The organism is Gillisella taibaishanensis (assembly GCF_001938985.1).
GTDB classification, from domain to species: Bacteria; Pseudomonadota; Alphaproteobacteria; order Rhizobiales; family Rhizobiaceae; genus Allorhizobium; species Allorhizobium taibaishanense.
The window spans coordinates 117692-142142 of sequence record NZ_MKIN01000017.1 but is presented as its reverse complement, the minus strand read 5'-3'; the positions used below and the strand labels follow the sequence as shown (position 1 = coordinate 142142).

Sequence of the window (24451 nt, the reverse complement as noted above, 5' to 3'; positions counted from 1 at the left end):
AAGATCGGTTTTCAGGGAGAGCAAAGGCAGCTGATCCCTGGCAATGTCATTTCGTCCTCTGCTGGGATCGACCCCGACTAGAGCTTTTGCCACCGGGCGATATCTGCTGGCTCCCGACTTTCATTTTGATGAGCAGACCAAGCCCAGGCCATTGCGGTGATCACGCAAAACATCTTGTGGTCGTATATTTCTGAACCCGGAGCGAATTTCTAAAGGGCCGATGATGAGGCAATTCGTCAATTTGCATCAAACAATTGCCGGCTCCGCTGATTAGGAAGTAGTTTAGAAGGCAGTTGTTCCTGGAGAGCTTTGGTGGAAATAATGGCCGAATCTTCCTTTCTTCATCTCCCAAAGGCTCTTGCCGACGGCCGGAAGCCTGCAATCGTGATATTCGGAGCTGGCCACGGCACCACTTATCCTGCCAAGGATAGTGGCGGACATGCTCTTGCCCCCGCCGCCTTACGTGCCGCCAGCCATGAGGACGCAGGCCTTATCGATCATTGGGATTTTGATCTTGGCGGTCCGCTGTTCGCCGGAGGTCCCCATTGTTGCGTCGACATTGGCGACATCCCCACTGCAATGCATGACAATCGCGGCAACCGAACGCGTGTCGAGACAAAGACACACGACATTGTATCGGCATCAGCCGTCCCCATTCTGCTCGGCGGTGATGACTCCCTCGTCATTCCATTTCTCAACGGCTTTGCCGATCAGGAGCCGGTCTGGATCTTGCAGATTGATGCCCATATCGACTGGCGCGACGAGGTAGATGGCGAGCATTACGGCTATTCCAGTACGATGCGCAGGATTAGCGAAATGCCGCACGTCGCGGGCATGGTGCAGGTGGGGATGCCGGAGTGTCGGTAGTGCGAGTCTGTCCGAACTCGACGCGGCTCAACGCTATGGCAGCCATATCGTCACGGCGCGTGCAGTTCACACAGACGGTATCCAATCAGCTCTACGGCACATACCCGAGGGCGCAAGAGTGGCTATCACGTTGGACTGCGACGGTCTTGATCCAAGTCTGTTTCCGGGTGTTGCAGCGCGGGCCCCGGGTGGCCTCACATACACTCAGGTGATCGACTTGATAGCAGGTGTCGGAAACCGCGGAAGGATCGTGGGTTTCGATCTCGTTGAATTCTACCCTCCAGCCGATATCGATGGGCTATCGGCCCTGACCGCTGCCCGCATCCTCATCAACGTGATCGGCACCATCGTCCGCCAAAGCTAAGTGACAGCAGGATACCTCCCCGAACGCAAAACCCCGGCCTAGGCCGGGGTTTTGTCTGAGTCAGAACATGTCTTATCGATCAGCTGAACCGGCCGGCCGCGTGGGCCAGCATGGTGTAAACCTTGCCCGTATCCGACGTCAGATAGGACTGGGTGATCGACTTGTCGCGGTCGGTGCGGGCAACGTCGGAGAGCAGCTTTTCGAAGTCAGCGATGTAGCGATCGACAGCGGTGCGGAATTCCGGTTCGCGGTCGTACTTGCGCTTGATCTCGTCAAAGGTCTGCTGGCCCTTCAGCGTGTAGAGCCGGCGGGTGAAGACATCGCGCTCGCCCCGCTGGTAGCGGCGCCAGAGATCCACCGACGCATCGTGATCGATGGCGCGGGCGATGTCGACCGACAGCGAGTTCAATGATTCCACCATGTGGCGGGGATTGCGGCTGTCATTGCTGCGCGGCGCTTCAGTCGGGGCCGGGCGGGCGCGGGCAGGCGAGGTGATCGTCTGCTCCTCACGCGAGGCACCGCGCAAGAGATCGCTGATCCAGCCACCAGAGGCCTCACCCTGGGCCGGAGCGGCTTGGTCGCCCTGCAGGCTGCCACGCAGGCCGAGCGAGCCGGCGGTGGTGCGTGGAGCGGCCTGCGCCGGGGACTGTGCCGGGCCAGCGGAAATCACTGGACGGTTCTGGACCGGTGCGGGCGGAGCCGACTGCACAGGCTGGGTCGGACGCTGTGGCTGCTGGCTATAAGCCTGCGGCGCCAAGACTGCGGGAGCAGGCTGGACCGGCGCGGGTGCGGGGGCCGGAGCCGGTGCAGGTTGCGCCGCACGTGGAGCAGGCGTGGCGATTTCCAACTGCTGGGCGCTGCGGCCGACGAGCTGGGAAATGTCCTGCAAGGCCTTGATCTGTTCGGCGACAGCACGACGCATGGCGCCAGCACTTTCCTTGGCTTCTTCCGGCAGGTCGAAGGCGCCGCGCTTCAGTTCGTTGCGGGTCAGATCCAGTTCCTGGCGGATTTCCTGGGCGGAGCGACGGATCTCGTCGGTCGCGCCCGAGAACCGGCCGAGAGCATCCTCAACGGCAGAGCGTACCGCTTCGCGCATCTGGTTGGCAGTGCCGTCCGATTTCTGGCCAGCCTCGGCAAGAATACGGTCGACATCGGCAAGCGAGGACGACAGGCCACCGCGCAGGCGGTTGGCCAGTTCGCCAGAGCGCTTTTCGGCTTCGCCCAGCGTACGTTCGATAGAGCGGGTCGCGTCCTCACCAGCAGACAGGAGCGCTTCGCGCATGGAGCCGGCTGCCGAGCGCGCCTTTTCTTCGGTATCGCCGAGGATCTGGCCGATATCGGCAAACGAGGTCTCGATACCCTGGCGCAGATTGCCAGCCACTTGACTGGAGCGCTGTTCGGCTTGCGAGAAGGCACCGTCGACCATGCCGGCCAGCGACTTCATCGTGTTTTCAATTTCTTCTGACCGTTTGACGATGCCGATAGACAGATCGCGAAGGGCCTGCTGGCGCTCTTCGAGCGTGCCGGCGAGATTTGACTGAGCAGCACCGAGCAGTTCAGAGGCCTGGCCCAGAACCTTGGCGTGCTCGCCGAACCGGCCAACAATGCCAGTGACCTGCGACAGCGCCTGGTTTGAGACGTTCGACAGCCGCTCGAGATTGCTCTCAAGCAGGCGGCCGGAAGTGGCCAGGACATCAGCAGCGCGGTCGGTGGTCGAGGCAAGCCTTTCGGTTGTTGCGCCGAACTGACGGTCGGCATCTGCCATGGATTGTGCTGCCTGCTCGACAACCGAATGCAGGACCTGATTGGTCTCACTGATCCGGTCGATCATTTGGCCGGCGCTGGATGTGAGACTGTCTTCAGCTGCACTCATCTGGCGGGCGGCTTCGGCAGCGCGGGTGGCCAGCGCATCGGCCAGCTTGGCGTTTTCACGGCGCAGGCTGTCGGCGCTCTGGTCGGCAGCGTGAGCGATACGCTCCGCGGCTTCGCGGCCAACCTGGGCATATTGCTCGACGGTCGGCTTCGCCTTTTCCTCGATCAGGCGGGCGAGCTCCGAGGTGCGGCCCGACAGCATGGAGTTAAGTTCGCGGGTGCGCTCGTCCAGCGTCGTACGGATGGCATTGCCGCGAGCGTCGAGCGCCTTGTCGACATTGTCGAGAGCAGTCGTCATGTCGCCGGTCGTTGCCGAAAGCGCGGCGCGGATCGCTTCTGCGCGTTCTTCCAGAGCCTTCTCGGCATCGGTCAGCGTGCCGGCAATTGCGCCGGCCTTGGCAGTAATCGTGGCTTCCGCAGCCGAAACCTTGCCGACGATAGCGTCGCCAGCGTCGGAGAAGCTCTGGGCAATCTGAGCACCCTGGCCAGCGAGACGGTTCTGGGTCTCGGAAATACGGCGGGTCAAGTCTTCTGCCTGGTCGCGCACCGAGCGAGTGAATTCCTCGTTGCGGGCCGTCATTGCGTCGGTGAATTCCTGGCCGGTGCGGCTCAGCAATTCAGCGGACTTCTGCGCCTCGCTGTCGATTTCCCGGGTCGCGTCGACCACGGCTTCGCGCAACGAAGAAGCAAGCCCTGCGGCCTTGCCTTCGATCGTGTTGTTGACGTTCTGCAGGCCGATGTTGAGGGCGCGGTCCATGGTGGACAGGCGCTCGTCGATCTGGGACGTGCGGCTGTCGAAGGTCTCGGCCACGCGCTGAGTAGCTTCGCCCAGGGTCTGTTCAATCCGCTGGGTCGCATCGCTGGTGACGCGCTCAAGGTCGGAGACCTTCTCGGTCAGCTTGGCAGCGACATTGTCACCGGCATTGCTGACCTTGAGATCGACACCTTCCAGGCTGCCCTGAATGCGTTGCTCGAGGCTGCCGAGGCTGGTCTCGATCCGTGTGCCGGTTTCCGACAGGCGAGTTGCAACGCCATCGAGCGAGCCTTCGACACGAGTAGAGAACTCCTCAGCCGTGCGGCTGATTTCACGCGCAGCCTGGCCGAATTCGCCAGCAATAGCACCAGCTGATCCACGCAGCCGGTCCTGCAGCTCGCGGCTGGAGGCATCGATCGTGGTGCGCAGATGGTCCTGTTGCTCTTCGAGCGACATTTCAAGCATGCCGGCGCTGGCAGCAATCGAGGCACCGATCGCCATACCCTGGTCTGCAAGCGTTTCTTCTAGACCCGTGCGCGCCTGTTCCAGAGCCGTGGTGATCGCGTTGCCGCGTTCATCAAGCGTCTGGCGCAGACGATTGTGATTGTCTTCGAAGGACGTTTCCAGTCGCGATACGCTGCCGGTGAGGTCGGTTTCGATACGCGACACGCCGGAACCAAGGACTTGTTCCACCCGGTCCGTCGACTGGGCAAATACCCGCTCGACCCGCTCAGTGGACTGGCCAAGCGTTTCGGTGAGCCGGCCGGAATGGGATTCGAGTGTCTGTTCCAGACGGCCCTGATTTTCCTCGTAGGCGGCGCGGATGTCGTCTGCCTTGTTGCCGAAAGCGAGCGCCATGCGCAGATCTGCTTCCGTCGCGGTGTCGAGAACCTGATTGATGCGGCTGTCGAGCATTTCCTCTAAGCGGCCATGATTGGCCTCATAGGCCTGGCGGATCTGGTCGGCCTTTGCGCCCAGCGCTTGTTCCACGCGGCTGTCGGCAAAGCCAACGGTCTCGATCAACTGGCCAAGCTTGGCATCGATTGTGCCGGCAAGACGCGCTTCGCTGTCTTCGTAGACGGAGCGGATTTGGTCGACTTTGCTGCCGAGCGCGAATTCGATGCGCATGTCGGCCTCTGCAGCGACGTCCGTCAACTGCTCGACCTTGCTGTCGAGCGTTTGGGTGAGGCGGGCCTGCCCTTCTTCATAGACGGCACGCATCTGGTCAGCCTTCGAGCCAAACGCCTGTTCGATCCTGCTATCGGCATGACCGAGCGTATCGGTCAGGGCATTAAGCTTTTCGTCAATCGTGCCGGCGAGGCGGGTTTCGCTCTCTTCGTAGACGGCCCTGATCGTGTCCATGCGGTTGCCGAGTGCAAGCTCGATACGCATGTCGGCATCGGACGCGGCGTCGCTGATCTGCTCGATCTTGGTGTCGAGTGTCTGGGCAAGCCGAGCTTCGCTTTGTTCATAGGCGGACAGCACCTGATCGGCCTTGGTGCCGAATGCCTGTTCAATGCGAGTGTCTGCCTGGCCGAGCGTTTCGGTCAGCGCGCCGAGCTTGGCATCGATCGTGCCAGCCAATCGGCTTTCGCTCTCTTCATAGACGGCCCTGATCGTATCCATGCGGTTGCCGAGCGCAAGCTCGATACGCATGTCGGCATCGGAAGCGGCATCGCTGATCTGCTCGATCTTGGTGTCGAGCGTCCGGGCAAGCCGTGCTTCGCTTTGTTCATAGGCGGACAGGACCTGATCGGCCTTGGTGCCAAATGCCTGTTCGATGCGCGTGTCTGCCTGTCCGAGCGTTTCGGTGAGCGCGCCGAGCTTGGCATCGATCGTGCCGGCCAGCCGATTCTCGCTCTCTTCGTAGACGCTGCGGATGGTGTCCATGCGGTTGCCAAGAGCAAGCTCGATGCGCATATCGGCTTCGGTTGCGGCATCCGATATCTGGTCGACCTTGCTATCCAGCGTGCGGGTAAGGCGGACTTCGCTCTCCTCATAGGCCGCACGAATGGCGTCGGCCTTGTTGGCGAAAGCGGCTTCAACGCGGCTGTCGACAGCGATTGCGGTCTGCTCGAGTTGCTCGACCTTGGCATCCAGAACAGACGTCAGGCGCTCGTGATTGGTTTCATAGGCGGCGCGGATGGCATCTGCCTTGTCGCTCAGTGCAGCTTCGATGCGGGCATCAGCGCCATCAGCCGCGTCGATGATTGTCTGCGCCTTGCGGTCGAGTGTTTCGGCGAGACGGCCTTCGCTGGAAGATACCGCCTCGATGATGCCAGAGGAAGCATTCTGCAACAGGTCGGAAATTCGCTCGTGGCTGCCGGTCAGCTGATTGATGACGGCTTCGGAACGGCTGCCCAGGGTTTCGTCGAAACGGTTCTGGCTGACGGCCAGCGCTTCGGTGAGGGCAGAGCCGCGCTCTGCCATGATCTGGTCGATCCGGCTCTGGGCGTTGGTAATGGTCTCGTCCAGTTCGCGACGGCGGCGTTCCAATGCCTCGGCCAGTTCGCGGGAATGGCTCGACAGAGCTTCGCTCAGCACTTCCTGGCTGCCGCCCAGCGTTGCAGCGAGCGCGAAGGACTGGTCGGTCATGGTGTTGCCGAGGCGATCGATCGACGACGAGAGAATGCCCTCGATAGACTCGGAACCTCCAGCCATCGACTCGTTGATCCGCATCAGGCTCTCGCTGAGCTTGCTGTCCAGCGTGCCGGCGCGCTGATCGAAGGCGGTGGCGAATTCGGTCATCCGGTCGTCGAAGGTGGCGTTGATCTGGCCGATCGTTGCCTGCATCCGATCCTCGAACAGGCCTGAGCGCAGGTCGATATCGACAAGCGCATCTTCGGCGTTGGTCTGCAGGCTCTGGCGGAAGGAAACGGACTTCTCTTCCAGCGACGCATTGAGGCGGCTGAGCGCACTTTCCAGGCTACCGCTGATCGAGGCCTCGCCCTGCGTAAAGCTCTGAGCAATTTCCCGGGTGCGGGCGACAAGAGTTTCGTTAAGCTGGCGGGCGCGATCGTTCAGCGCTGCGTTAAGCTTTTCGGTGTTTGCGTCGAGTGTGGAGGCTCGGGTCTCGAACTGGCGCAAAATCTCGTCGCCATGGCTCGACATCGAGCTAGTCAGCGTCTGCAGCCGGTTGTCGAACTCACTCGACAGCGAGAAGCCGGCAGCGCCGAGCGTCTGGACCATCTCGTCGGTCTTGGCGGTCAACAACGAGCCGAGCGTCGTGGCGGCCGTATTCGACTTTTCCATGATCGATGCGGCACGCATGTCGATCATCGAGGCGAAGGCTTCACCAGAGGTGGCCAGACGGATGCCGATTTCCTCTGTCGCAAGCGACAGGTCTTCCTTCAACTGGTCATGGGCGCCGACAATGGAGGAGCGAATGCGGTCGGCGTGGTTGACGATAGCGTCACGCTCAGCCGACAGTTCCTGCACCAGGCTGCGTACCCGCAGTTCGTTGTCCGTATAGCTGCGTTCCAGCGCCGTCACTTCAGAGTGAACGAGTGTCTCGAGCTCGGTGGCACGGGCAATGGTGCGCTCGATGCCTTCGTTCATGGCAGAGACTTCGCGGCGAACAGCCTGCCCAACGGACATGATCCGCTCGGAGGCCACCGTTTCCGGCTCTGACAGCCGCAGCGCCACTTCCGCCATGGACCGGGCGGCATTGCGCATGTCCTGCGCCCGCGACATCATGATTGCGAAGGAGAAAAATACAAAAATCGGCAGAACAGTGCCGACGAGGATTGCGATGATACCGGGGTTGGCGAAAATCACGCCGGCGCCACCGCTCCAGATCTGCGAACCATAAAGCAGTTGTGACAGGACCACGCCTCCAGCCGCCCAAAGCAGCGAGACGATTGTGGCGTTGCGCACGGCACCACCCATCGAGCCATTGTCCAGCGACTTCAGGATCGCGGAGGAAGTACGGCGGGAGGCATCATTGGCAGGCGCAAAGGCAGGGGATTTCGGAGCCGAGTCAGCGGATGGTGTTGCGGATTTCTGAGACTTGGCGGCTTTCGCTTGGGCAGCGGCGCGGGCGCGCTCCCTCTCTGCGGCCGCAGCATCCGCTTTAGGCGCGGCTTGCGGGGCGGGTGCGCGGGCTGCGGGCCGCGTCTGTCTCGGTGTGTCGGACATTCTTGCCTCCGCTGCAGGCGCGGGGCTTGGCACTGGCGTATCGTCTTCTTCCTCGAAGTCGATCCTCAGGGCTGCCTCGAGGGCCTGGAAAGCGCTATCGTCAATCGACTCGCTTGTCTTTTTGGTCGCCATAGGTACGCCTCGCTTACGCCTACTCAGGCCGTCCTGCCTGACCGGATCGCTGCTGAGGCCCGGCAAACACGGCTAACACCTTGATCATCCAGTCCCGTACCCCCGCTAAGATCGGCTTGCCGATCATCGGGCTGGATTTCTGGCAGACTTGGTCCGAACTTGCTTCATACCCCGCATTGCAACGGTCATCCATAGCACTACAGAAGCGAGCAGCAAAGCCTTGGGCCCAATCCGCCTTTCTTACCGTTCCGTAGTGACACATTCCAGGTAGCGTTACAATTAACGCCTTGGCTTATCCTAAGGAGATCGCAGGCTTATTAACACAATTTAAAGGATCTGCGGCTTCGAAAACACGTAATCTGTCGCCCTTTAACGGAAATTAACCATAACGCGAAATTTCCGCAGGCTCCCAGCCCGAATTTAACCCCAATCCCACTGTTGACAAGCATGCTCTAAAACGAGAACCGTACCAAAACAAAAAAGGATTTACAGGGTCATGGCTGCCGTCAACATCGCTTTCGAAGCTCCAGAAGTGCAATCCGGGCTGACTCCCTCGAAGGAAAGACCGATCGACCTCGTGCATCTGGCCACCCAGACCATGGGCGACAAGGCGCTTGAAATCGAAGTTCTGCAGATGTTTGCCAAGCAGGCCCGCAGTTGTCTCCAGGGGCTTGCCGCTGCGACGGCCGATCCGGTTGCGATTGCCCATCGCCTAAAGGGTGCTGCGAGCGCCGTCGGCGCATTCAAGGTTGCGCATGCGGCCGGCGAAGTCGAGAGCAAGGGCGCCGATGCCGCTCGCATTGCAGCGATCACCGCAACCGTTGTCGAAGCTGAGCATTTCATTCTCAAGCTCTGCCGGATCTGAAAAAGAACCATTTAGCTCACCGCACCAGCATCTGCATCATACAGGTCGACTTACACGAGGGGTTGACCTGGGCGCGGAGTTGACTGGCCGACGGAATTGAAAGAAGACTGCCGTCGTTTGTTTTCCCGCATTGCTATGGGCAAAGCCGCAGCGCCGGTCTTGCCGCAATGCCCTTAAGCCTCGGATAGATCTCATGACCAAGTTGACCATCGTCGCCTTTGACGGCACCCGCTTTGACCTCGATGCCGCCGACGGCTCCACCGTGATGGAAAATGCCGTCCGCAACTCGGTTCCGGGCATTGATGCGGAATGCGGCGGCGCCTGTGCCTGTGCCACCTGTCATGTCTATGTCGATGATGCCTGGGCGGAAAAGACCGGCGGTCCGGCACCGATGGAAGAGGACATGCTGGATTTCGCCTCGGATGTCCGGCCAAATTCCAGGCTTTCCTGTCAGATCAAGATCGGCCCGGCGCTTGACGGGCTGGTCGTGCATGTGCCGGAACGCCAAGGCTGAACCGGTATCCGGCGCCTCGGTCGAAGTCTCTGCCAATTTTTGCTTGAACAGAAAAAAGCCCCGCTCTTCTCAAGGACGAGCGAGGCAAGAGGGTGCGCTATCGGCTGGCATGGGAGAAGACGCCAGCGATGTTTGGACGCACCGGGGGAAGAACCAGGCTGGAATTACGCATCAGCACCAATCAATAACGCCATTTTATTTTAGGATTTGCAAAAATTCTATACCAAGAAATTACGGGTGATTTCCGGTTGTATTCACCGGAAAGTTCTCGCAAGCCCGATGGGTCTGCTTTTGCGCCTGCTGGAGGATCCCGTTGATTTTCTGCGGGGATTGGCAGCCAGGTCAGGGCTTTTGCGTTTTGTGATACCGATATGTCAGCAGCCGCATGATCCGATTGTTAAAATTGACGGCCTCAATCCTGTCGAATCGGATCTGGTCTGCATCATGTTCTCGTGTCACCTGGTCGGTGAGCTCCGATACGGTCTGCTGCAGGGCTTCGCAGGAACTGGCGCTGGGCAGAGCTTTTAGTTTTTCGTCGAGATCACGAGCGTGCTGCACCGCGATTTCCGCGTGGCGGGCCTCATGGCGATTGATATCGGCGGACAAGGTATCCCAGATCAAGCCGAGTTCGGGATCGGCTTTGGACCGGTTTTTCCAACTTGGCACGATAATTTTGATCGATACCGTCACTTTGACGTTGCCTATCGAGCAGTGGCCGGGGCGCCGCAGATAATCCATCGTGCCACCGAAGCGGATACGGGTGGCGCCCGGGTGACGCAAGCCGCTTCCCGACGTGTGGGGGCCTTTGCGTTCCAATTCGCCGTCGAGGTCCTTCGCCGAATGCCCGCCGATTACGAAGGTGCTTGTCGATTTGCGCACGATGGTTTCCGCGCTGGCATTATCGGTCAGGGCAGGGGCCGCAACGCCAAAGCTCGCCAGCACCAGCATGAGGCCTGTGAAGCCTCTGGTTTCCATCTTTCCACGCATCCACGACATTGAACTTCATCCCGGTTTGGGGCATACAGCGCCGCACGTCGTTTCATGACGCACCAGTCGCTGCGAGCAACCGTTTCCTTGAGGCGTTATCTTCGGTTTGAATTTTAGCCCTTTCAAGGAGGTAGCAGTTGTTTGGCGCGTTGCAATATCGGCAGTGGCGTTTTTCTGTTGGCAAGAACTCTTAGGCGTCGGATTGCGGAGCGGGTTTCCTCAGCGCCCGAAGATCGCGCGACGACAATACCGCTGATGAAGCACCATCCATTTGCCTGATAGCGGCAGAGATCCCGAGGAAAAGCCTGTGAAAATTGTGAACCGGGAATGGCATTTGGCCCATGGCCGCCGCCTCACACTTGGACCAGAGGCGCGGCTGATGGCGATTGTCAATGTGACGCCGGATTCCTTTTCCGATGGCGGCGTCCATATGGGTCGTGAGTCGGCTCTGCACCACGCATTTACCTGTCTCGAAGAGGGTGCCGATATCGTCGATATCGGCGGTGAATCGACCCGTCCCGGGGCAGCGCCAGTGTCTGCAGCGCAGGAGCAGGATCGCGTTTTGCCTGTCATCGAAGCGCTGGCGCGCCAGACGGACGCGCTGATTTCCGTCGACACCTACCGCGCTGAAACCGCACGGCTGGCGCTCGCAGCAGGTGCCCACATCGTCAACGACGTCCATGGCCTGCAGCGCGAGCCTGAGATCGCAAACGTTGCCGCGCAAGCCGGAGCCGGGCTCTGCATCATGCATACCGGTCGTGGTCGCACCGTGCTTGCCGATCCGATCGAAGACCAGCGCCAGTTTTTCAAACTCTCGCTCGACATTGCCGCAAGGGCCGGCGTCACGCCCGAAACCATCGTTCTTGATCCGGGCTTTGGCTTTGCAAAGGAAACCGTGGAAGCCAATATCGGCTTGATAGCCCGCTGCAGCGAGCTTCTGGCTTTGGGCTTCCCGCTTCTGGTCGGCACGTCGCGCAAGCGGTTTCTCGGCACACTGACCGGTCGCGACGCCCAAGGGCGCGATGTGGCAACAGCCGCGACATCCGTCCTGTTAAGGCAGCAGGGCGCTTCCATATTTAGAGTGCATGATATAAAGGCCAATCGCGACGCCCTTGCGGTTGCCGACGCCATGCTGGCCTTGGCCCAAGATGATGGCACAGGCGTAGACCACAAGCCGCGGGGAGACGAGATCGATGGCTGATACCTACAGGATCACCCTGAAGAATTGCGGATTTTTCGCCCGTCATGGCCTGCATGAGCAGGAAGAGTTTCTCGGCCAGCGGTTTTTCGTCGATGCCGAGTTGGAGGTGCAGTTTTCTTCAGCACTGGAAACCGACGACTTGACCGGCACCGTCGATTACGGAACCGCCTTCAACGTTATTGAGGAAATCGTCACGGGAAAGCGGCGCTATCTGATCGAAGCGCTGGCGCTCGATATTGCGAAGTCGCTCTGTGAGAGGTTCGAATCGATCGTGCGAGCAAAGATCACCGTCAGAAAGCCAAGTGCGCCGATTACCGGCATGCTGGACTATGTTGAGGTCTCCGTTGACCATCATCGATAAGGTGGGCGATCAGCAGGGTGCGGTCGTCGCAGCGCTCGGACTTGGCGGTAATATCGGCGACCCCGCCGCCGCCATGGCATCCGCGCTGCAGGCGCTCGACGCCCGCGAGGATTGCGATGTAATGGCCGTGTCCAGGCTCTACCGCACGCCTCCTTGGGGGAAGCTCGACCAGGCGGATTTCTTCAACAGTTGTGCGCTGGTGCGCACCACGCTTGCGCCATCGTCACTGCTGTCCGTCTGTCTCGATCTCGAGCGGGCGATGAAACGAGAGCGGCGCGAGCGCTGGGGGCCGCGTACCCTCGATATCGATATCCTTCTCTACGGCAACTGCCGGATCGAGGAGGATCATTTATCGGTTCCGCATCCGCGCATGACCCAGCGCGCTTTCGTGCTGCAACCGCTGAGCGATATTGCCGATGGATTTACCGTCGACGATCGCAGTATCGGCGACTGGCTGGCGGATGCCGATGCGCATGACATTACACTCGCCGATAGCGACGTGAACTGGTGGAAGAAAAGATAAAACCCGGCGGTCTTTCGACCCCGGGTTCCTGTCTTCAAATGCCTTAATAAGGGCCGTATCGTTACTTCTTGATGGAGCCGACGGCGACGTCATCGACCTGGCGGTTCAGCCGCAGCCCGATGACAGGGATCATCCGATCCTCTACCTTTACGGAAATTGTTACGTTCATGGCCTTGTCGTTGTCCATGCTCGCGACCATCGCGCCGTTCAACTTAGCGCGGTTGATGCCCATGACGACCTTGTCGCCGTTGACCTGCCCGGAAATGATGTCGAGGCCCTTGCCATCGGCGCCGTCGAGAAACTGGCCGGTATAGGTGCCGCCCTTCATCGAAATCACGGCATTCATGGGCTGGGAGAACACGCCGACCCGGCAGGTGCCGCCGAGCTTTATGCCGGCTTCGGCACCCTCGACAGGCTCACCCGTCAAATTACAACTGAACTTGGTGCCTTTGTATTTGCCCGCGACAATTTCGCCCGGACCACTCCAGACGCCGGAGACAGATTCGAAGAACTGGCGATCCTTCTGGGCGGCGTCAGCAAAACCCGCTGGAAGAGCCACAGCGCAGACGATGGCAAAACTGCCGAGAAGCGAAGAGAAACGGTGCGGCATCGGCTTTCCTTGGGCGCAATCGACGAACACTTGTTGGGTGTTTTATACCGTCGGGATGGTTAATATTTTATTAGCTCAGGGGAAATCGCGCCGACGATCGTTATATGGCTAATAATTGACATTCAATGTCATCAGCCAATTTATCTGTTTTTATTACAAAGTGTTAGCATCGGAATTGCTCGCCGGTTTCAGTGCGGGCATGAAGTCGCCGATGCCCGGACGTCTTAACGCTTTGAAGCTGAGAGGGCGGCAGAGGTCCATAGCGGCTATACCGATTCTTGCCGTCATCAAGCCATTGATCACACCTTCGCCGAGTCGCGCCGACAGGCGGGAGGCAATCCCGTGGCCCAGCACCTGTTGCGCCAACCCGTCGCCGATGGCGATCGATCCTGTAACGGCGAGATGGGCAAAGACATCCCGCAGCAACCGCAGCATACCGATCGAGCCGGGTCTTCCACCGTAAAGTTCCGCCATGCCCCGCACCAGGCGCACGACTTCAAACAATACATAGGCGAGATCGACTAGCGCGCGGGGGCTGACGGCCGTTACGACAGAAACTCGTTTTGAGGCATTGACGATCAGGGCCCGTGCTTTTGCGTCCAGCGGGCCGAGCAACTCTCGCTCGGCAAGGTCAATCAGATGCGGTGCATCGATGATATCGCCTTCCGCGGCCTTCAACACGTCACGCCCGCGTGCAGTCTCGGCTCGATGCCCCGTCAGCGCCTCGACCTCCTTCACCAGCTTGCGCGCTTCGCTCGCCGTGCCCTGAAGGCTCAGCGCTGCAGCCCGCTGCTTGACGGTCTGCACCGCATCCAGCCGATAGATGCCGGCAACCTCGCGCAGTACGACGACGCCGAGCGCCGCAAGGCCAATGCCGAGCAAACCGAGCGCGGTATAACCGAGCCAATCGGCGCGGGTGAAGAGGTCGCGGACCAAGTCATCGATCCAGAGACCAATTGCAAAGGAAGCAAGCGCGCCGAAGGCAGCGCCGGCGAGCTTGCCGAAGGAAAACCGCCGCCGGCGTGGCCGGGCGATCGGCACGGTCGCGTCGGTGCCTTCTAGGCCTGCAAGGAGTGGATCGGCCAGAAACGGATCTTCGGCATCGGGCGTGATCGTCACGTCGGCATCGAAGCTTTGGGGCGCGCGGCGTACCGGTTCTGGCGCTGTCGTAAAAGGCGGGCGGGCAGGGGAAGCCTCGGGCTCGTCTAGGGAAAATGCAGCCGGGCGGCGTGGCATAGGCCTGATATCGTCGGGTGTCTTGCTCATGCCAGCCGATCTCCGAGAAGAAATTGCAGGGCGCGGTCGAGGCGGATATGGGGGATGGACAGCTTGATACTGCCGTTGGCGCCTTGGCTCACCTCTTCCAGTTCCGGCGGACGAAACCTGACGATGTTGAGGTCCAGCCCAGTATCTGTCTGGTCGGGGTGAAACAGACCTTCGATATTTTTCGGCAGATCGCCCGGAAAGACGGCGGTCTTGCGCGTGCCATCGAAGCGCTCGCCGCCAATGGTCTCGCCCTGCATCGGTGTGCCGACCACGACAGGCAGCACATGCCCGTCCTGCTTCACCGTCGCCTCCCGTGTGGCCCGCACCGAAGCCAGAGCCAAGACATCAATGCCGGCGCCAGCCATACCGATCCGGGTGATGGCGCCGTCCACCAGCCGTCTGGTCACGGCCTGTAACTGATCATGGCTTTCATGGTGCAGGTGATCGGCTTTGGTGGCGGCGACGAGCACCTTGTCGATTCGTCTTCCGACCAGACCACGCAGCCAGCTGGAACTGCCGGGGCGAAAACAAGCAAGCACATCGGCCAGTGCCCTTTCCAGATCCTGAACCGCTTCCGGCCCGCGATTGATGGCCTGCAAGGCATCAATCAGCACGATCTGCCGGTCAAGTCGCGCGAAATGCTCACGGAAGAACGGTTTGACCACAACGCTCTTATAGGATTCGAACCGTCGCTCCATCATCGCCCGCAGCGAACCCCGGACAGGTTTCATGTCGGGCGCGAGGACAAGCGGCGCAAAGGTCAGCGCCGGCGAGCCTTCAAGATCTCCCGGCATCAGGAAGCGCCCGGGCGGCAAGGTAGACAGCGACCGCTCATCGGCTTTGCATGCTTTCAAATAGTCGGCAAATGCCTCCGCCAGTTGCCGCGCCGTGGTCTCATCGGCCGGCGCATCGGGATCGACGGCACTGGCAAGCCTCAGCCACCGTGCCGACAACTCCTGGCGAATACCGGTTTGGGCGAGCTCCACCGTATTGCGGCTGAATGTCTGGTAATCCTGCGACATAAGCGGCAGATCCAGCAGCCATTCACCCGGATAATCGACGATATCGATCGCCAGTTTGCCGGACGAAAACAGCCTGTTCCAGCCGCTGGCGCTCTTGTATTCGACCACGAGCCGCAATTCGGAAATCGCTCTCGTCGATCCCGGCCAGACGCGATCGCGCACAAGAGCACGAATGTGATCCTCATATTGAAACCGTGGCACCGCGTCATCCGGCTGCGGTTCAAGCGTCACGCGCGCAATACGGCCCGATTGCAGAGGCTCGAACAGCGGCAGCCGGCCACCGTTCAGCAGATTATGCACGAGAGACGAAATGAACACTGTCTTGCCCGCGCGCGACAGGCCGGTGACGCCAAGCCGGATCGTCGGATAGATCAGGTTCGAGGCCCGGTCCGCGAGATTGTCGAGCGCGATGCGGGTCTCATCGGTAAAGCTGGTCATGGATGGCGGCACGTCGCAAGGATCCTGTTGTTTGCCTGCATATAGGTCTTACCGCGCCCGATTGAAGGCCACCGCTGCGCTTGCCCGCACCGCCGCCGCAAATGTGCCACCCGCTCAGGGCGGATAATGCACTCTGACCGGAATATAGAAAGGTGGAATCAGGCTTCCAGAAAATCCGTAAGTTGCCAACGGCTGACGGTATCGGCGGGATCGATCACGGCTAGCCCACAAGTTGGGTAGCCGCGCGGGATGGCTTGGGCGAGAACCTGCTCTCCGACCAGAACATGCAAGCACTCCTCGATCGACGGATTATGGCCAATCAGCATGACAGACGTCTGCTCCACCGACGTGCGCAGAATTTCCAGATAGGTATCCGCAGCGCCATTGTAGAGGGAGTCGACGAAACGGATCTCGACTTCGTCTGCCCCCATGCTGCGCCTGACGGCATCTGCCGTCTGCCTGCAACGCAGTGCGGTGGAGCAAATCACAAGATCCGGACGATAGCCCTTGTCTGCCGCGCGGTCGATGACCAGTTCGGCCTGGGCATAGCCTTCATTGCTCAAGGGACGATCGAAATCTTTCTGGCCGGCAGCAGGCCAGTCGGCAGCAGCATGGCGCAGCAAGAATGTGCGAAAGGGCTTTGAGAGAATGACTGTCATGCGGCTGATGTCCGTTTCGGGAATTCTAACTATCGCGCAGGCCGACGTGCCGTCAACCATGGCTAAGGAAGCCAGTTTCTATCGTATCCTAACGAGGCAACCGCTGACGCAGCGCCGCTGTCAACCCCTAACGTGAAGTTGACGACTGTCGGATGCTCCGACACAAAAAGGGGTGAAAAAATAGCCGTTTAGCCGATTTTTGTGACAGATTTAAAAATCAAGGAAAGCCTTGAGTAAGGCTTGAATGCGACCTTTCCAAAGTATATACGTCCGCCATTGAGATGTTCTTCAGGAGAATCGCGTTGAGTGAGAAGATCAATCTTAGCGACTATGTGCTCTCGGATGACGACGAGTTCATGAACGCGAACCAGCGAGCTTATTTTCGTGCCAAGTTGATCGCTTGGAAAAACGATATCCTTCGTGAGGCAAGGGAGACATTGGGTCACCTCGCGGAAGAAAGCGCAAATCATCCGGACCTAGCTGACCGGGCATCTTCCGAAACCGACCGCGCCATCGAGCTTCGTGCCCGTGACCGGCAGCGCAAGTTGATCTCCAAGATCGACGCGGCTCTGCAGCGTATCGACGACGGAACCTACGGCTATTGCGAAGAGACCGGCGAGCCGATCGGCTTGAAGCGTCTCGATGCTCGGCCGATTGCTACCCTGTCGATCGAAGCCCAGGAGCGGCACGAGCGGCGTGAAAAGGTCTATCGCGACGAATGAGACGGAGGCTGCTATAAGGCGGCCTATCGGCTCGAGTTTTAAGAAGATCAGCCAATGCGCGGTTTGTTCTGGGCATTGGAAGACTTGCGATTAAGTGAGAGACGCCTGTTCGGCTGGTTATCTCAGACTTGCATCGTCATGATCGATGCAAAGCAGCCCATAGGCTTGCGCCATGCTTCTAGCGAAGCGTCGTACTTACCGGGCAAGTTATGGCAATGTAATCCACGGCCAAAGACACTTGAATGGCAGGAACCACGTCCACAGCCAGCATGGGACTGTGAGCATTCGTCCATAATTGCCCTGTGGCCCGGCTTGCTTTTTACGATCGCCACAACATGACGATGGCTGCTCGCGACAGACGAGGCCATGGCGCTGCACCTGCACTATTCGGGAACGTATGCGGCGGCGCAGTTGTGATCCGGCATCCGGCCGTCAGATCGCCAACAGCGACCGCACCTTACGTCTTATTCTCCGCAACTGATCCCGGTTCTGCAAAAGACGCTCATCGCTGCGCCTTCAAATGCGCAGACCATGACGAAGCCCGCTGGGGCGCAATTAAGTCAATGGTTGGCCGCATAGCGAACGCTCACATCACGACGTGATATGGAACCGGGCGATCAGTCCTTCCGCGGAGCTCCCATATCCCCGAAAATACGGGCGATTTCGTCCTGGAGATTTCCTTCCGGTTTGGCGGCTTCTCCGGTTGCAGCGGCGGATTGCGGCCTGGCGGCGGGCGGAACATTCATCGGCGGGATGGCGCGGGCAACCGGTGGCTCGACGGTTGGGCGCGGCCGGGCGGAAGGTTGGGTAAGCACTTCTCCATCCAGGATCTTTTCAAACTCGCTTTTAAGCGCCTCGATATCAGGCTCAGGTTTTGCTGAAGGCTCATGACGGGGCGTCGAGGTCGGTTCGGTCAGAAGGTCGATGTCGTCTTCCGGAGCGGGTGCCTTGTAGCGCTCAGCTGAGAATGGTTCGACGCGAGACTTCAGCACACGGTCGCGCGCCGCATCCAACAGAGCGCCAGCCTCCTGCGGAGTCGTTGCCGGGCGGCGCTCAACGGGCGGCGGCGTGGGGCTTGTTGCTCCGTCGCCAGCAACCGGTGCTGCAGGCCGAGCAGGAGATGGAGATGCCGTTTCGGCGGCGGCTGGTGGCCGGGACGTTGCAGGAGCCGCTGGCGTCACGGCCGGCGCAGGGTTGGAAATTCGGTCAGCGCGGATGTCGAGAGTGGGCTTCTCAGCCGGCTCATGAGCGCGCACTGTTTCACTTCTGCTCGCAGCAGCTCGATCGGCTGAAGCGGGAGGCTCTATCTCAGGAACGGCTTGGGCGGGCGCCGAAGAGACTTGTGCGGGGGAGGCGACCTCAGCACGAACAGCTCGTTCCTCAACAGGCGCAGCGGGAGGCGCTACTGGCTCAGGCTGGCGGGGTGCAGGTGCCGGAACCGGGCGCGGAGCAACTGTCTGAGGAGCTTGCGGCTGAACGTTCAAGGCCGCCGGCTGCTTCTCCTCTGGCGCTGCCGGCTCCTCCCTGTCTACGCCGCCAGGCGTAACGGCCCGTACCACAGGCTGCGGCTTTACGTCAGATGCACTCCGGGCTTCCTGCTCAACCACTTGGGCTGCAGGACGCTCAGCAACGGGACGTACAACCGGCGCTGGCTGCGGCACCGCTTGTGGAGATGGCTGTTGCCTTGACGGGCTCTGCGCGGCGGGCCGCTCGGCGGATGAAACGTCAGGAGCAGCAACGGGCGGCGTGGCGGTGGAGGCTGACACTGCAGCTTCGGCAGGCTGCGACACAGGCACAGGCCGACGCGGCGTCGCTACTGTTGGCGTGGGTATCTCCCGCCGCTCAGGTTGGATCTCACTTCGTGCGGTTGGCGCTTCCAAGGCCGAGGGTGCTGCTGACACCGGTGCATCTTCGTCTGCATTACGGCTTGCTAGCGCATTCGGCTCCTGGGTCTTCGGTAGGTCCTGCATGCGCGCAAGCGCCTGGCTCCTGGCCAGCGCTTCCTGGGCGGCAAGTTCGCCAGTTAAATAGGCTTTCGGCTCACCGATGCCGCTTTCCACGACGACGTCTGTCGGGCCGCCGATCAGGATGAGGTGTTCGATGTTGTCGCGACGCACCAGCACTAGGCGACGGCGAGCGTCGACGGCGGCGGCGTCCAGGACTTGCAGGCGTGGCTGGCGGTTGCGCCCGCCACGCACAAACGGCGACGGCGCGCGGTTTTTCAAGATCCAGAGAACCACGACCAGCACGGCGAGGGCAAGAAACACCCCGCCAGCGGCTATCAGGAAGCGGCTGCCATAGGCGTTCAAAACATCGTCCATCATGGTGGCTGTCTCCGTCGCGGTCTCGGTGGTCGTTCAAAGCACACTGCCCTGAAAGGGGCGAGGATGCATGCGAGATCTGTCCTATATGACGCGGTGCGCATCTGCCAAGCAACCGCGCTCCTTTGTCCGAAGCCTATTTATTGCGCTTTTACGATAAGGAAAGGGGCAATCGGCTGCTTGACCGCATTCCAGCCCCGATAGTCTGTGCATGGCGGATTTTCCGGGGATCACAGTGCTTTTTGCCGCCCACACTAGTTGGTAAAGATGTTGCTAACCGTGATTCCCGCCAAAGCCTGGGGGACACGGTGCAGCAGACGGGCTATCGTTGGGCGACAGCTGCCGGACGACAAGGCGGGAATCAGCGCCGAAATGAGGAAAGAATGACAAACCAGCAGCAGATCGAGGAAAGCGCAGGGCCGCTTGTGGATCGCCGGCCCAATAGCGGCGCGGCCTTTCGCATCGTCATTATGGCCTTTGTGCTGCTCGCCGTCGCGGCCGCCTTCGTCGTCTTCAAGAACTCGCTCGACAATCAGATCGTGCTCGGGGTTCTCGGCGTGCTGGCCATTGTCGGCATCTTCTTCCTCGTTTCCGCCGTCATCGGCTTCATTGAAGTTCTGCCGCAAGCGCCGTCCGATGGTCTCGGCCGCGCCTTTCTCGATACGCAGAGCGAAGGCACACTGGTCACCGATCCGCGCGGCCATATCATTTATGCCAATGCCGCCTATGGCCGCATGACCGGCGCGCGCCGGGCAACCGACGTCCAGACGCTGGAAGCCCTGCTATCACGGCACCGCGAGGCTGGCGAAGCGCTCTACCGGCTGATCAACGGGTTGCGCGAAGGCCGCGATGGCCAGGAAGAATTCCGCCTGCTGAAGCCGCTCGGCCCGTTTTCCGACAATGGCTCGGGCGCCCATTGGTACCGGCTGCGGGCGCGACGCTTGGTGGAGCAGGGGCCGCATAAAGGGTTGCAGATCTGGCAGATTGCCGACATCACTGCCGACCGCGACGATCAGGAGCGGTTCTTCAAGGAATTGCAGAACGCAATCGATTATCTCGACCACGCGCCGGCCGGCTTCTTCTCAGCCGGGCGCAAGGGCGAGATCTTTTATCTCAATGCCACACTCTCCGAATGGCTGGGCATCGATCTCACCCAGTTTTCGCCGGGTTCCATCTATCTGAAAGACCTGGTTGCCGGCGAAGGCATGGCGTTGATCCAGTCCGTCCAGGCCGAACCAGGCCTGTCGAAGACCGCGACGCTCGACCTCGACCTGCGGCGCGCCGATGGTCGCAGCTTCCCGGCGCGACTGGTGCACCGCGTTCGCTCAGCTCGTGATGGTGCCCCAGGCGAAAGCCGCACGATCGTACTGGCCCGTCAGGAAGTGATCGCCGGCGACCGCTCGGATTCGTCCGCGTCGATGCGTTTTACCCGCTTCTTCAACAATACGCCGATGGCGATTGCCTCGGTGGACGGACAGGGGCGCATCCTGCGCACCAACGCGCCTTTCCTGAAATTCTTTGCTGATGTGGTGTCCCGCGACGATATCGACCGCAAGGTGCGGCTCGATCTCGTGCTGCATGACAATGAGCGTCCGGTCTTTGCCGAGGCCCTGTCCCAGGCGCGAGACCGGCAGGTCGACATTGCCCCGATCGATTCTCGCCACCCGATCGACGACATGCGGCATTTCCGCTTCTACGTGAATGCGGTCATCGATCAGAGCGACGAGGCGCCGGAGGAGGCGGCTATCGTCTACGCGGTCGATGTCACCGACCAGAAGGCCCTGGAAACCCAGATGGCCCAGACGCAGAAGATGAACGCGGTCGGCACGCTCGCCGGCGGCATCGCACATGACTTCAACAATGTGCTGACCGCGATCCTGCTGTCGTCGGACCATCTGCTTCTGCAGGCGCGTCCGTCCGATTCCAGCTTCGCCGATCTGATGGAAATCAAGCGCAACGCCAATCGCGCCGCAGTCCTGGTGCGCCAGCTCCTGGCCTTCTCGCGCAAGCAGACGATGCGCCCGACGGTGTTGAACCTCACCGACGTGATCGGCGATCTGCGCATGCTGGTCGACCGGCTGATCTCGGGCACCAATGTCAAGCTGCATGTGGATTATGGCCGCGACCTCTGGCCGGTGAAGGCCGATCTGTCGCAGTTCGAGCAGGTGCTGATCAATCTCTGCGTCAACGCACGCGATGCTATGCCTCAGGGCGGCAATATCACAATCAGCACTCGCAACGTCACCGATGTCGAAGCGGCGGCCTACAATCATCGAGGCCTGCCGCACGAGGATTTCGTGCTGATCGAAGTCGCCGACAGCGGCACGGGTATCGCCCCTGAAATCATCGACAAGATATTCGAACCTTTCTTCACGACAAAGGACGTCGGGAAGGGCACGGGTCTTGGCCTGGCGATGGTCTACGGTATCGTCAAGCAGTCCGGCGGTTACATTTATCTGGAATCGGAAGTAGGCGAGGGCACGACCTTTCGGATCTTCCTGCCTCGCCATATTTCCGAGCCTGTCACCATCGACGTCACTCCGATAACCGAGTCCCAAGCCAGCAATGGCCGCGTTCTGGCCGGCACGGATGCCGATACAGCCAAGGAGCCGGATGACCTTACCGGCAAATCCGCCGTTGTCTTGCTCGTCGAGGATGAGGATGCCGTACGGCGCGGCGGCAAACGAATGCTGGAAACCCGAGGGTATACCGTCCACGAGGCTTGCTCCGGCGTCGAAGCGCTCGAAATCATGGAAGAACTGGAAGGCAAGGTCGATATCGTCGTTTCCGACGTGGTCATGCCAGAGATGGACGGGCCATCGCTGCTCAAGGAATTGCGCAAGAACTATCCCGATATGAAATTTATCTTCGTGTCCGGTTACGCCGAGGATGCCTTCGCCCGCAACCTGCCGGCTGAAGCGAAATTCGGCTTCCTGCCAAAACCTTTCTCGTTGAAGCAATTGGCCATTGCGGTGCGCGAAATGCTCGACGCATAAGCTGCTGCCCGCAAGGGCAGCGGCATATTTTCAAAACATAACAATTATTCTGGATATCTGTCCTGAAAATTGCCTTGAATGGTCAAGTACTGCTGACCTCGGATCGCGAAGCTGTAATCGTGTTTTGAGCATCATGCCAAAGCCCGTCCAGCGTTTCGGCCAGATATTTCCGAGCCAGACATCCTGCATCACGTCAGGACTTTTCCGACAGGTTATTTTTCATGATTTCTCGCATCGTATTCGCCTGCACCGCGGGCGCCCGGCACTCGACGCGGCGTGCTGGCGTCCCCGCTATCTTGCCGCTTAGTTTGGTGCTCGGCATTGCCGGCTGCGGTTCGGTGCCCATGCCCTCGCCGGGCGCATTGAGTTCCTATAGCAAGCTTGGTCCGACAGAAGGGCAGCTCGCAAAATCGAGGGTCTTTGTGGACAGGCAGGCCCTGCTCGCAGCAAATACGGTGGCGATCGCGCCCACAAAACTGTCGCCGCTGGCGCGCTCCCGACTGCATGAGCCTGATAGCGAGAGGCTAGTCGCCAATGCGCTCGACCGTGCCTTGTGCATCGACCTCAGTGATCGTTTCCGGGTCGTGCCGCCCGGGCAGCGTGCAGATATGACGGTGCAGGCAACGATTGCCGATATCGTGCCGACCGGCAAGGTCGCGGCCGGCGTATCCAAGGTTGCGACGCTCGGCTCGTCGGCCGTCTTACCGGTTGGCGTACCACGCCTGCCGATCGGGCTTGGGGGACTTGCCGTCGAAGCGGAGGCTCTCAATCCGCAAGGCGCTCAAGTGGCCGCGATTGTCTGGGCGAGGGGAGCAAATTCGATTACCAACGGGCCGCGCGTTTCCGAAGTCGGCGACGCCTATGGCCTGGCGTCCTCGTTCGCAAGCCAATTTGCGAAAATGCTGCAGAAGGGCGAAAAGCCTCCCGGCCTCGACCTGTCGCTCCCATCAGGCCAGAAGATCAAGTCGGAGTTGGGCGGTGCGCCCAAGAACGCTGCTTGCGAAGCATTCGGGCGCGCGCCAGGTGTCGGCGGATTTATCGGCTCGGCTGTTGGTGCACCACCTTCTTGGTCCGACACGGCCGGCAAGCAGTAAAATGCGACGAGGCCTGCCTGGATGATCTTATCAGGAAGCGGGAGTGCGGCTTTTGCTGCGCAAACCGTCCATCAGCAGGCCAATCAGCCGGTGGGCGCGCTCGCGCCACTCCGGCGTGTCCGGCATCGAATAGATGCTGGATATAGCATGCAGCAAATCAGTCTCGCCGATGTCATCTCGGATCAGATCTTCATCGCGAGCCTTGTTCATCAACAGGCTTACGGCGTCGCGAATCATGCCTGAGCCTTCGGCAAACAGCGCCGAATTGCTGGTCATCAGCAGTTTCAGGCTGTTGGCCATGCCGCGCTTTGTGGCGATATAGCCCACAAAGCGGCGCATCCACTCCTCCAGGGCCCTGTCACCGGGAAGGGCAGCGGCGAGTTCCCGGGCCGCTTCGGCAAGCCCGGCCAGTTCACGCCGATATACCGCTTCCACCAGATGCTCACGTGTCGGAAAATGACGGTAAAGCGTACCGATGCCAACGCCAGCTTGGCGGGCAATGTCCTCGAGTGAGGCTTCAACGCCGCGATCGCTGAACGCTATTGCCGCCGTCTCCAGCAATTTCTCACGGTTACGCTGGGCGTCTGCCCGAAGTTTCGTGGGCTTGGCTGCATCTGTTTTGGACCCGGCCTCTGCCAAAATCATTCCCCGGCATGATTCAGGGCTTGACGAAAGCTCGCAAGCCACTAATTTAAACGGAGGCGCCTCCGTTTAGAAGGCCCTTCCTTTTCATAATCCAGAAGCGG

At 60.3% G+C, this 24451-nt stretch carries 15 protein-coding genes and 2 pseudogenes; 9 read left to right on the top strand and 8 right to left on the bottom strand.

Annotation, left to right across the window (positions count from 1 at the left end; genetic code table 11):
- Nucleotides 1–318: 318 nt before the first annotated feature.
- Nucleotides 319–1231: pseudogene (locus tag BJF91_RS25535) on the top strand (arginase family protein).
- A gap of 79 nt (nucleotides 1232–1310) precedes the next feature.
- Here BJF91_RS25535 and BJF91_RS02250 read toward each other — a convergent pair.
- Nucleotides 1311–8126 carry an apolipoprotein A-IV repeat region-like domain-containing protein gene (locus BJF91_RS02250; protein ID WP_075612856.1) on the bottom strand — a complete coding sequence of 2272 codons (6816 nt, stop codon included), beginning with the start codon at nucleotides 8124–8126 and terminating at the stop codon, nucleotides 1311–1313.
- 496 nt (nucleotides 8127–8622) lie between these two features.
- Between BJF91_RS02250 and BJF91_RS02240 the strand changes: the two genes are divergently transcribed.
- The gene (locus BJF91_RS02240; RefSeq protein WP_075612854.1) at nucleotides 8623–8991 is read left to right on the top strand and encodes an Hpt domain-containing protein; all 369 of its coding nucleotides are present in this window, start codon (nucleotides 8623–8625) and stop codon (nucleotides 8989–8991) included.
- Nucleotides 8992–9184: 193 nt separating this feature from the next.
- Nucleotides 9185–9505 carry a 2Fe-2S iron-sulfur cluster-binding protein gene (locus BJF91_RS02235; RefSeq protein ID WP_075612853.1) on the top strand — a complete coding sequence of 107 codons (321 nt, stop codon included), beginning with the start codon at nucleotides 9185–9187 and terminating at the stop codon, nucleotides 9503–9505.
- Nucleotides 9506–9847: 342 nt separating this feature from the next.
- On the opposite strand, the gene BJF91_RS02230 is transcribed toward BJF91_RS02235, so the two are convergent.
- Nucleotides 9848–10453, bottom strand: coding sequence for a DUF922 domain-containing Zn-dependent protease (locus tag BJF91_RS02230; protein WP_139310557.1), 606 nt, complete (start codon nucleotides 10451–10453; stop codon nucleotides 9848–9850).
- A gap of 346 nt (nucleotides 10454–10799) precedes the next feature.
- On the opposite strand from BJF91_RS02230, the gene folP reads away from it, so the two are divergent.
- From folP to folK, 3 genes are read left to right on the top strand one after another with little or no spacing between them, the layout of a single operon-like run.
- Nucleotides 10800–11693, top strand: coding sequence for a dihydropteroate synthase (gene folP, locus BJF91_RS02225; RefSeq protein WP_075612851.1), 894 nt, complete (start codon nucleotides 10800–10802; stop codon nucleotides 11691–11693).
- Nucleotides 11686–12054: a dihydroneopterin aldolase gene (gene folB / locus BJF91_RS02220; RefSeq protein ID WP_075612850.1), complete on the top strand. Its 369-nt coding sequence runs from the start codon at nucleotides 11686–11688 to the stop codon at nucleotides 12052–12054. Before folP ends, folB begins: the two co-directional genes overlap by 8 nt.
- Nucleotides 12038–12577 (top strand): 2-amino-4-hydroxy-6-hydroxymethyldihydropteridine diphosphokinase, encoded by a 540-nt coding sequence (gene folK, locus BJF91_RS02215; protein WP_267890133.1) that lies wholly within the window; start codon nucleotides 12038–12040, stop codon nucleotides 12575–12577. The genes folB and folK overlap by 17 nt, the downstream gene beginning before the upstream one ends.
- Before the next feature lie 61 nt (nucleotides 12578–12638).
- Here the strand turns inward: folK and BJF91_RS02210 are convergent, their stop codons facing one another.
- The 4 genes from BJF91_RS02210 to BJF91_RS02195 form a co-directional block, all read right to left on the bottom strand.
- Entirely contained in the window at nucleotides 12639–13187 is a 549-nt protein-coding gene (locus BJF91_RS02210) for a hypothetical protein (RefSeq protein ID WP_075612848.1), read from the bottom strand.
- A 153-nt stretch (nucleotides 13188–13340) separates the two neighbouring features.
- Nucleotides 13341–14453 (bottom strand): YcjF family protein, encoded by a 1113-nt coding sequence (locus BJF91_RS02205; protein ID WP_075612847.1) that lies wholly within the window; start codon nucleotides 14451–14453, stop codon nucleotides 13341–13343.
- Nucleotides 14450–15925: a YcjX family GTP-binding protein gene (locus BJF91_RS02200; RefSeq protein ID WP_075612846.1), complete on the bottom strand. Its 1476-nt coding sequence runs from the start codon at nucleotides 15923–15925 to the stop codon at nucleotides 14450–14452. Before BJF91_RS02200 ends, BJF91_RS02205 begins: the two co-directional genes overlap by 4 nt.
- Nucleotides 15926–16071: 146 nt before the next feature.
- On the bottom strand, nucleotides 16072–16572 hold the full coding sequence (locus BJF91_RS02195) for a SixA phosphatase family protein (protein WP_075612881.1): 501 nt from the start codon (nucleotides 16570–16572) through the stop codon (nucleotides 16072–16074).
- 302 nt (nucleotides 16573–16874) lie between these two features.
- Here BJF91_RS02195 and dksA point away from each other — a divergent pair, with 302 nt between their 5' ends.
- Nucleotides 16875–17294: an RNA polymerase-binding protein DksA gene (dksA, locus tag BJF91_RS02190; RefSeq protein WP_041696655.1), complete on the top strand. Its 420-nt coding sequence runs from the start codon at nucleotides 16875–16877 to the stop codon at nucleotides 17292–17294.
- Between the two features lie 2029 nt (nucleotides 17295–19323).
- Here dksA and BJF91_RS25615 read toward each other — a convergent pair.
- A pseudogene (locus BJF91_RS25615) lies at nucleotides 19324–19618 on the bottom strand (flagellar biosynthetic protein FliO); the annotation flags it as partial.
- Between the two features lie 380 nt (nucleotides 19619–19998).
- Here BJF91_RS25615 and cckA point away from each other — a divergent pair.
- On the top strand, nucleotides 19999–22611 hold the full coding sequence (gene cckA / locus BJF91_RS02180; protein ID WP_075612844.1) for a cell cycle histidine kinase CckA: 2613 nt from the start codon (nucleotides 19999–20001) through the stop codon (nucleotides 22609–22611).
- A 221-nt stretch (nucleotides 22612–22832) separates the two neighbouring features.
- Complete coding sequence (locus BJF91_RS02175) at nucleotides 22833–23705, top strand: DUF3313 domain-containing protein (protein WP_075612843.1); 873 nt, start codon at nucleotides 22833–22835, stop codon at nucleotides 23703–23705.
- 30 nt (nucleotides 23706–23735) lie between these two features.
- Here the strand turns inward: BJF91_RS02175 and BJF91_RS02170 are convergent, their stop codons facing one another.
- Complete coding sequence (locus BJF91_RS02170; RefSeq protein WP_139310556.1) at nucleotides 23736–24350, bottom strand: TetR/AcrR family transcriptional regulator; 615 nt, start codon at nucleotides 24348–24350, stop codon at nucleotides 23736–23738.
- Nucleotides 24351–24451 lie beyond the last annotated feature (101 nt).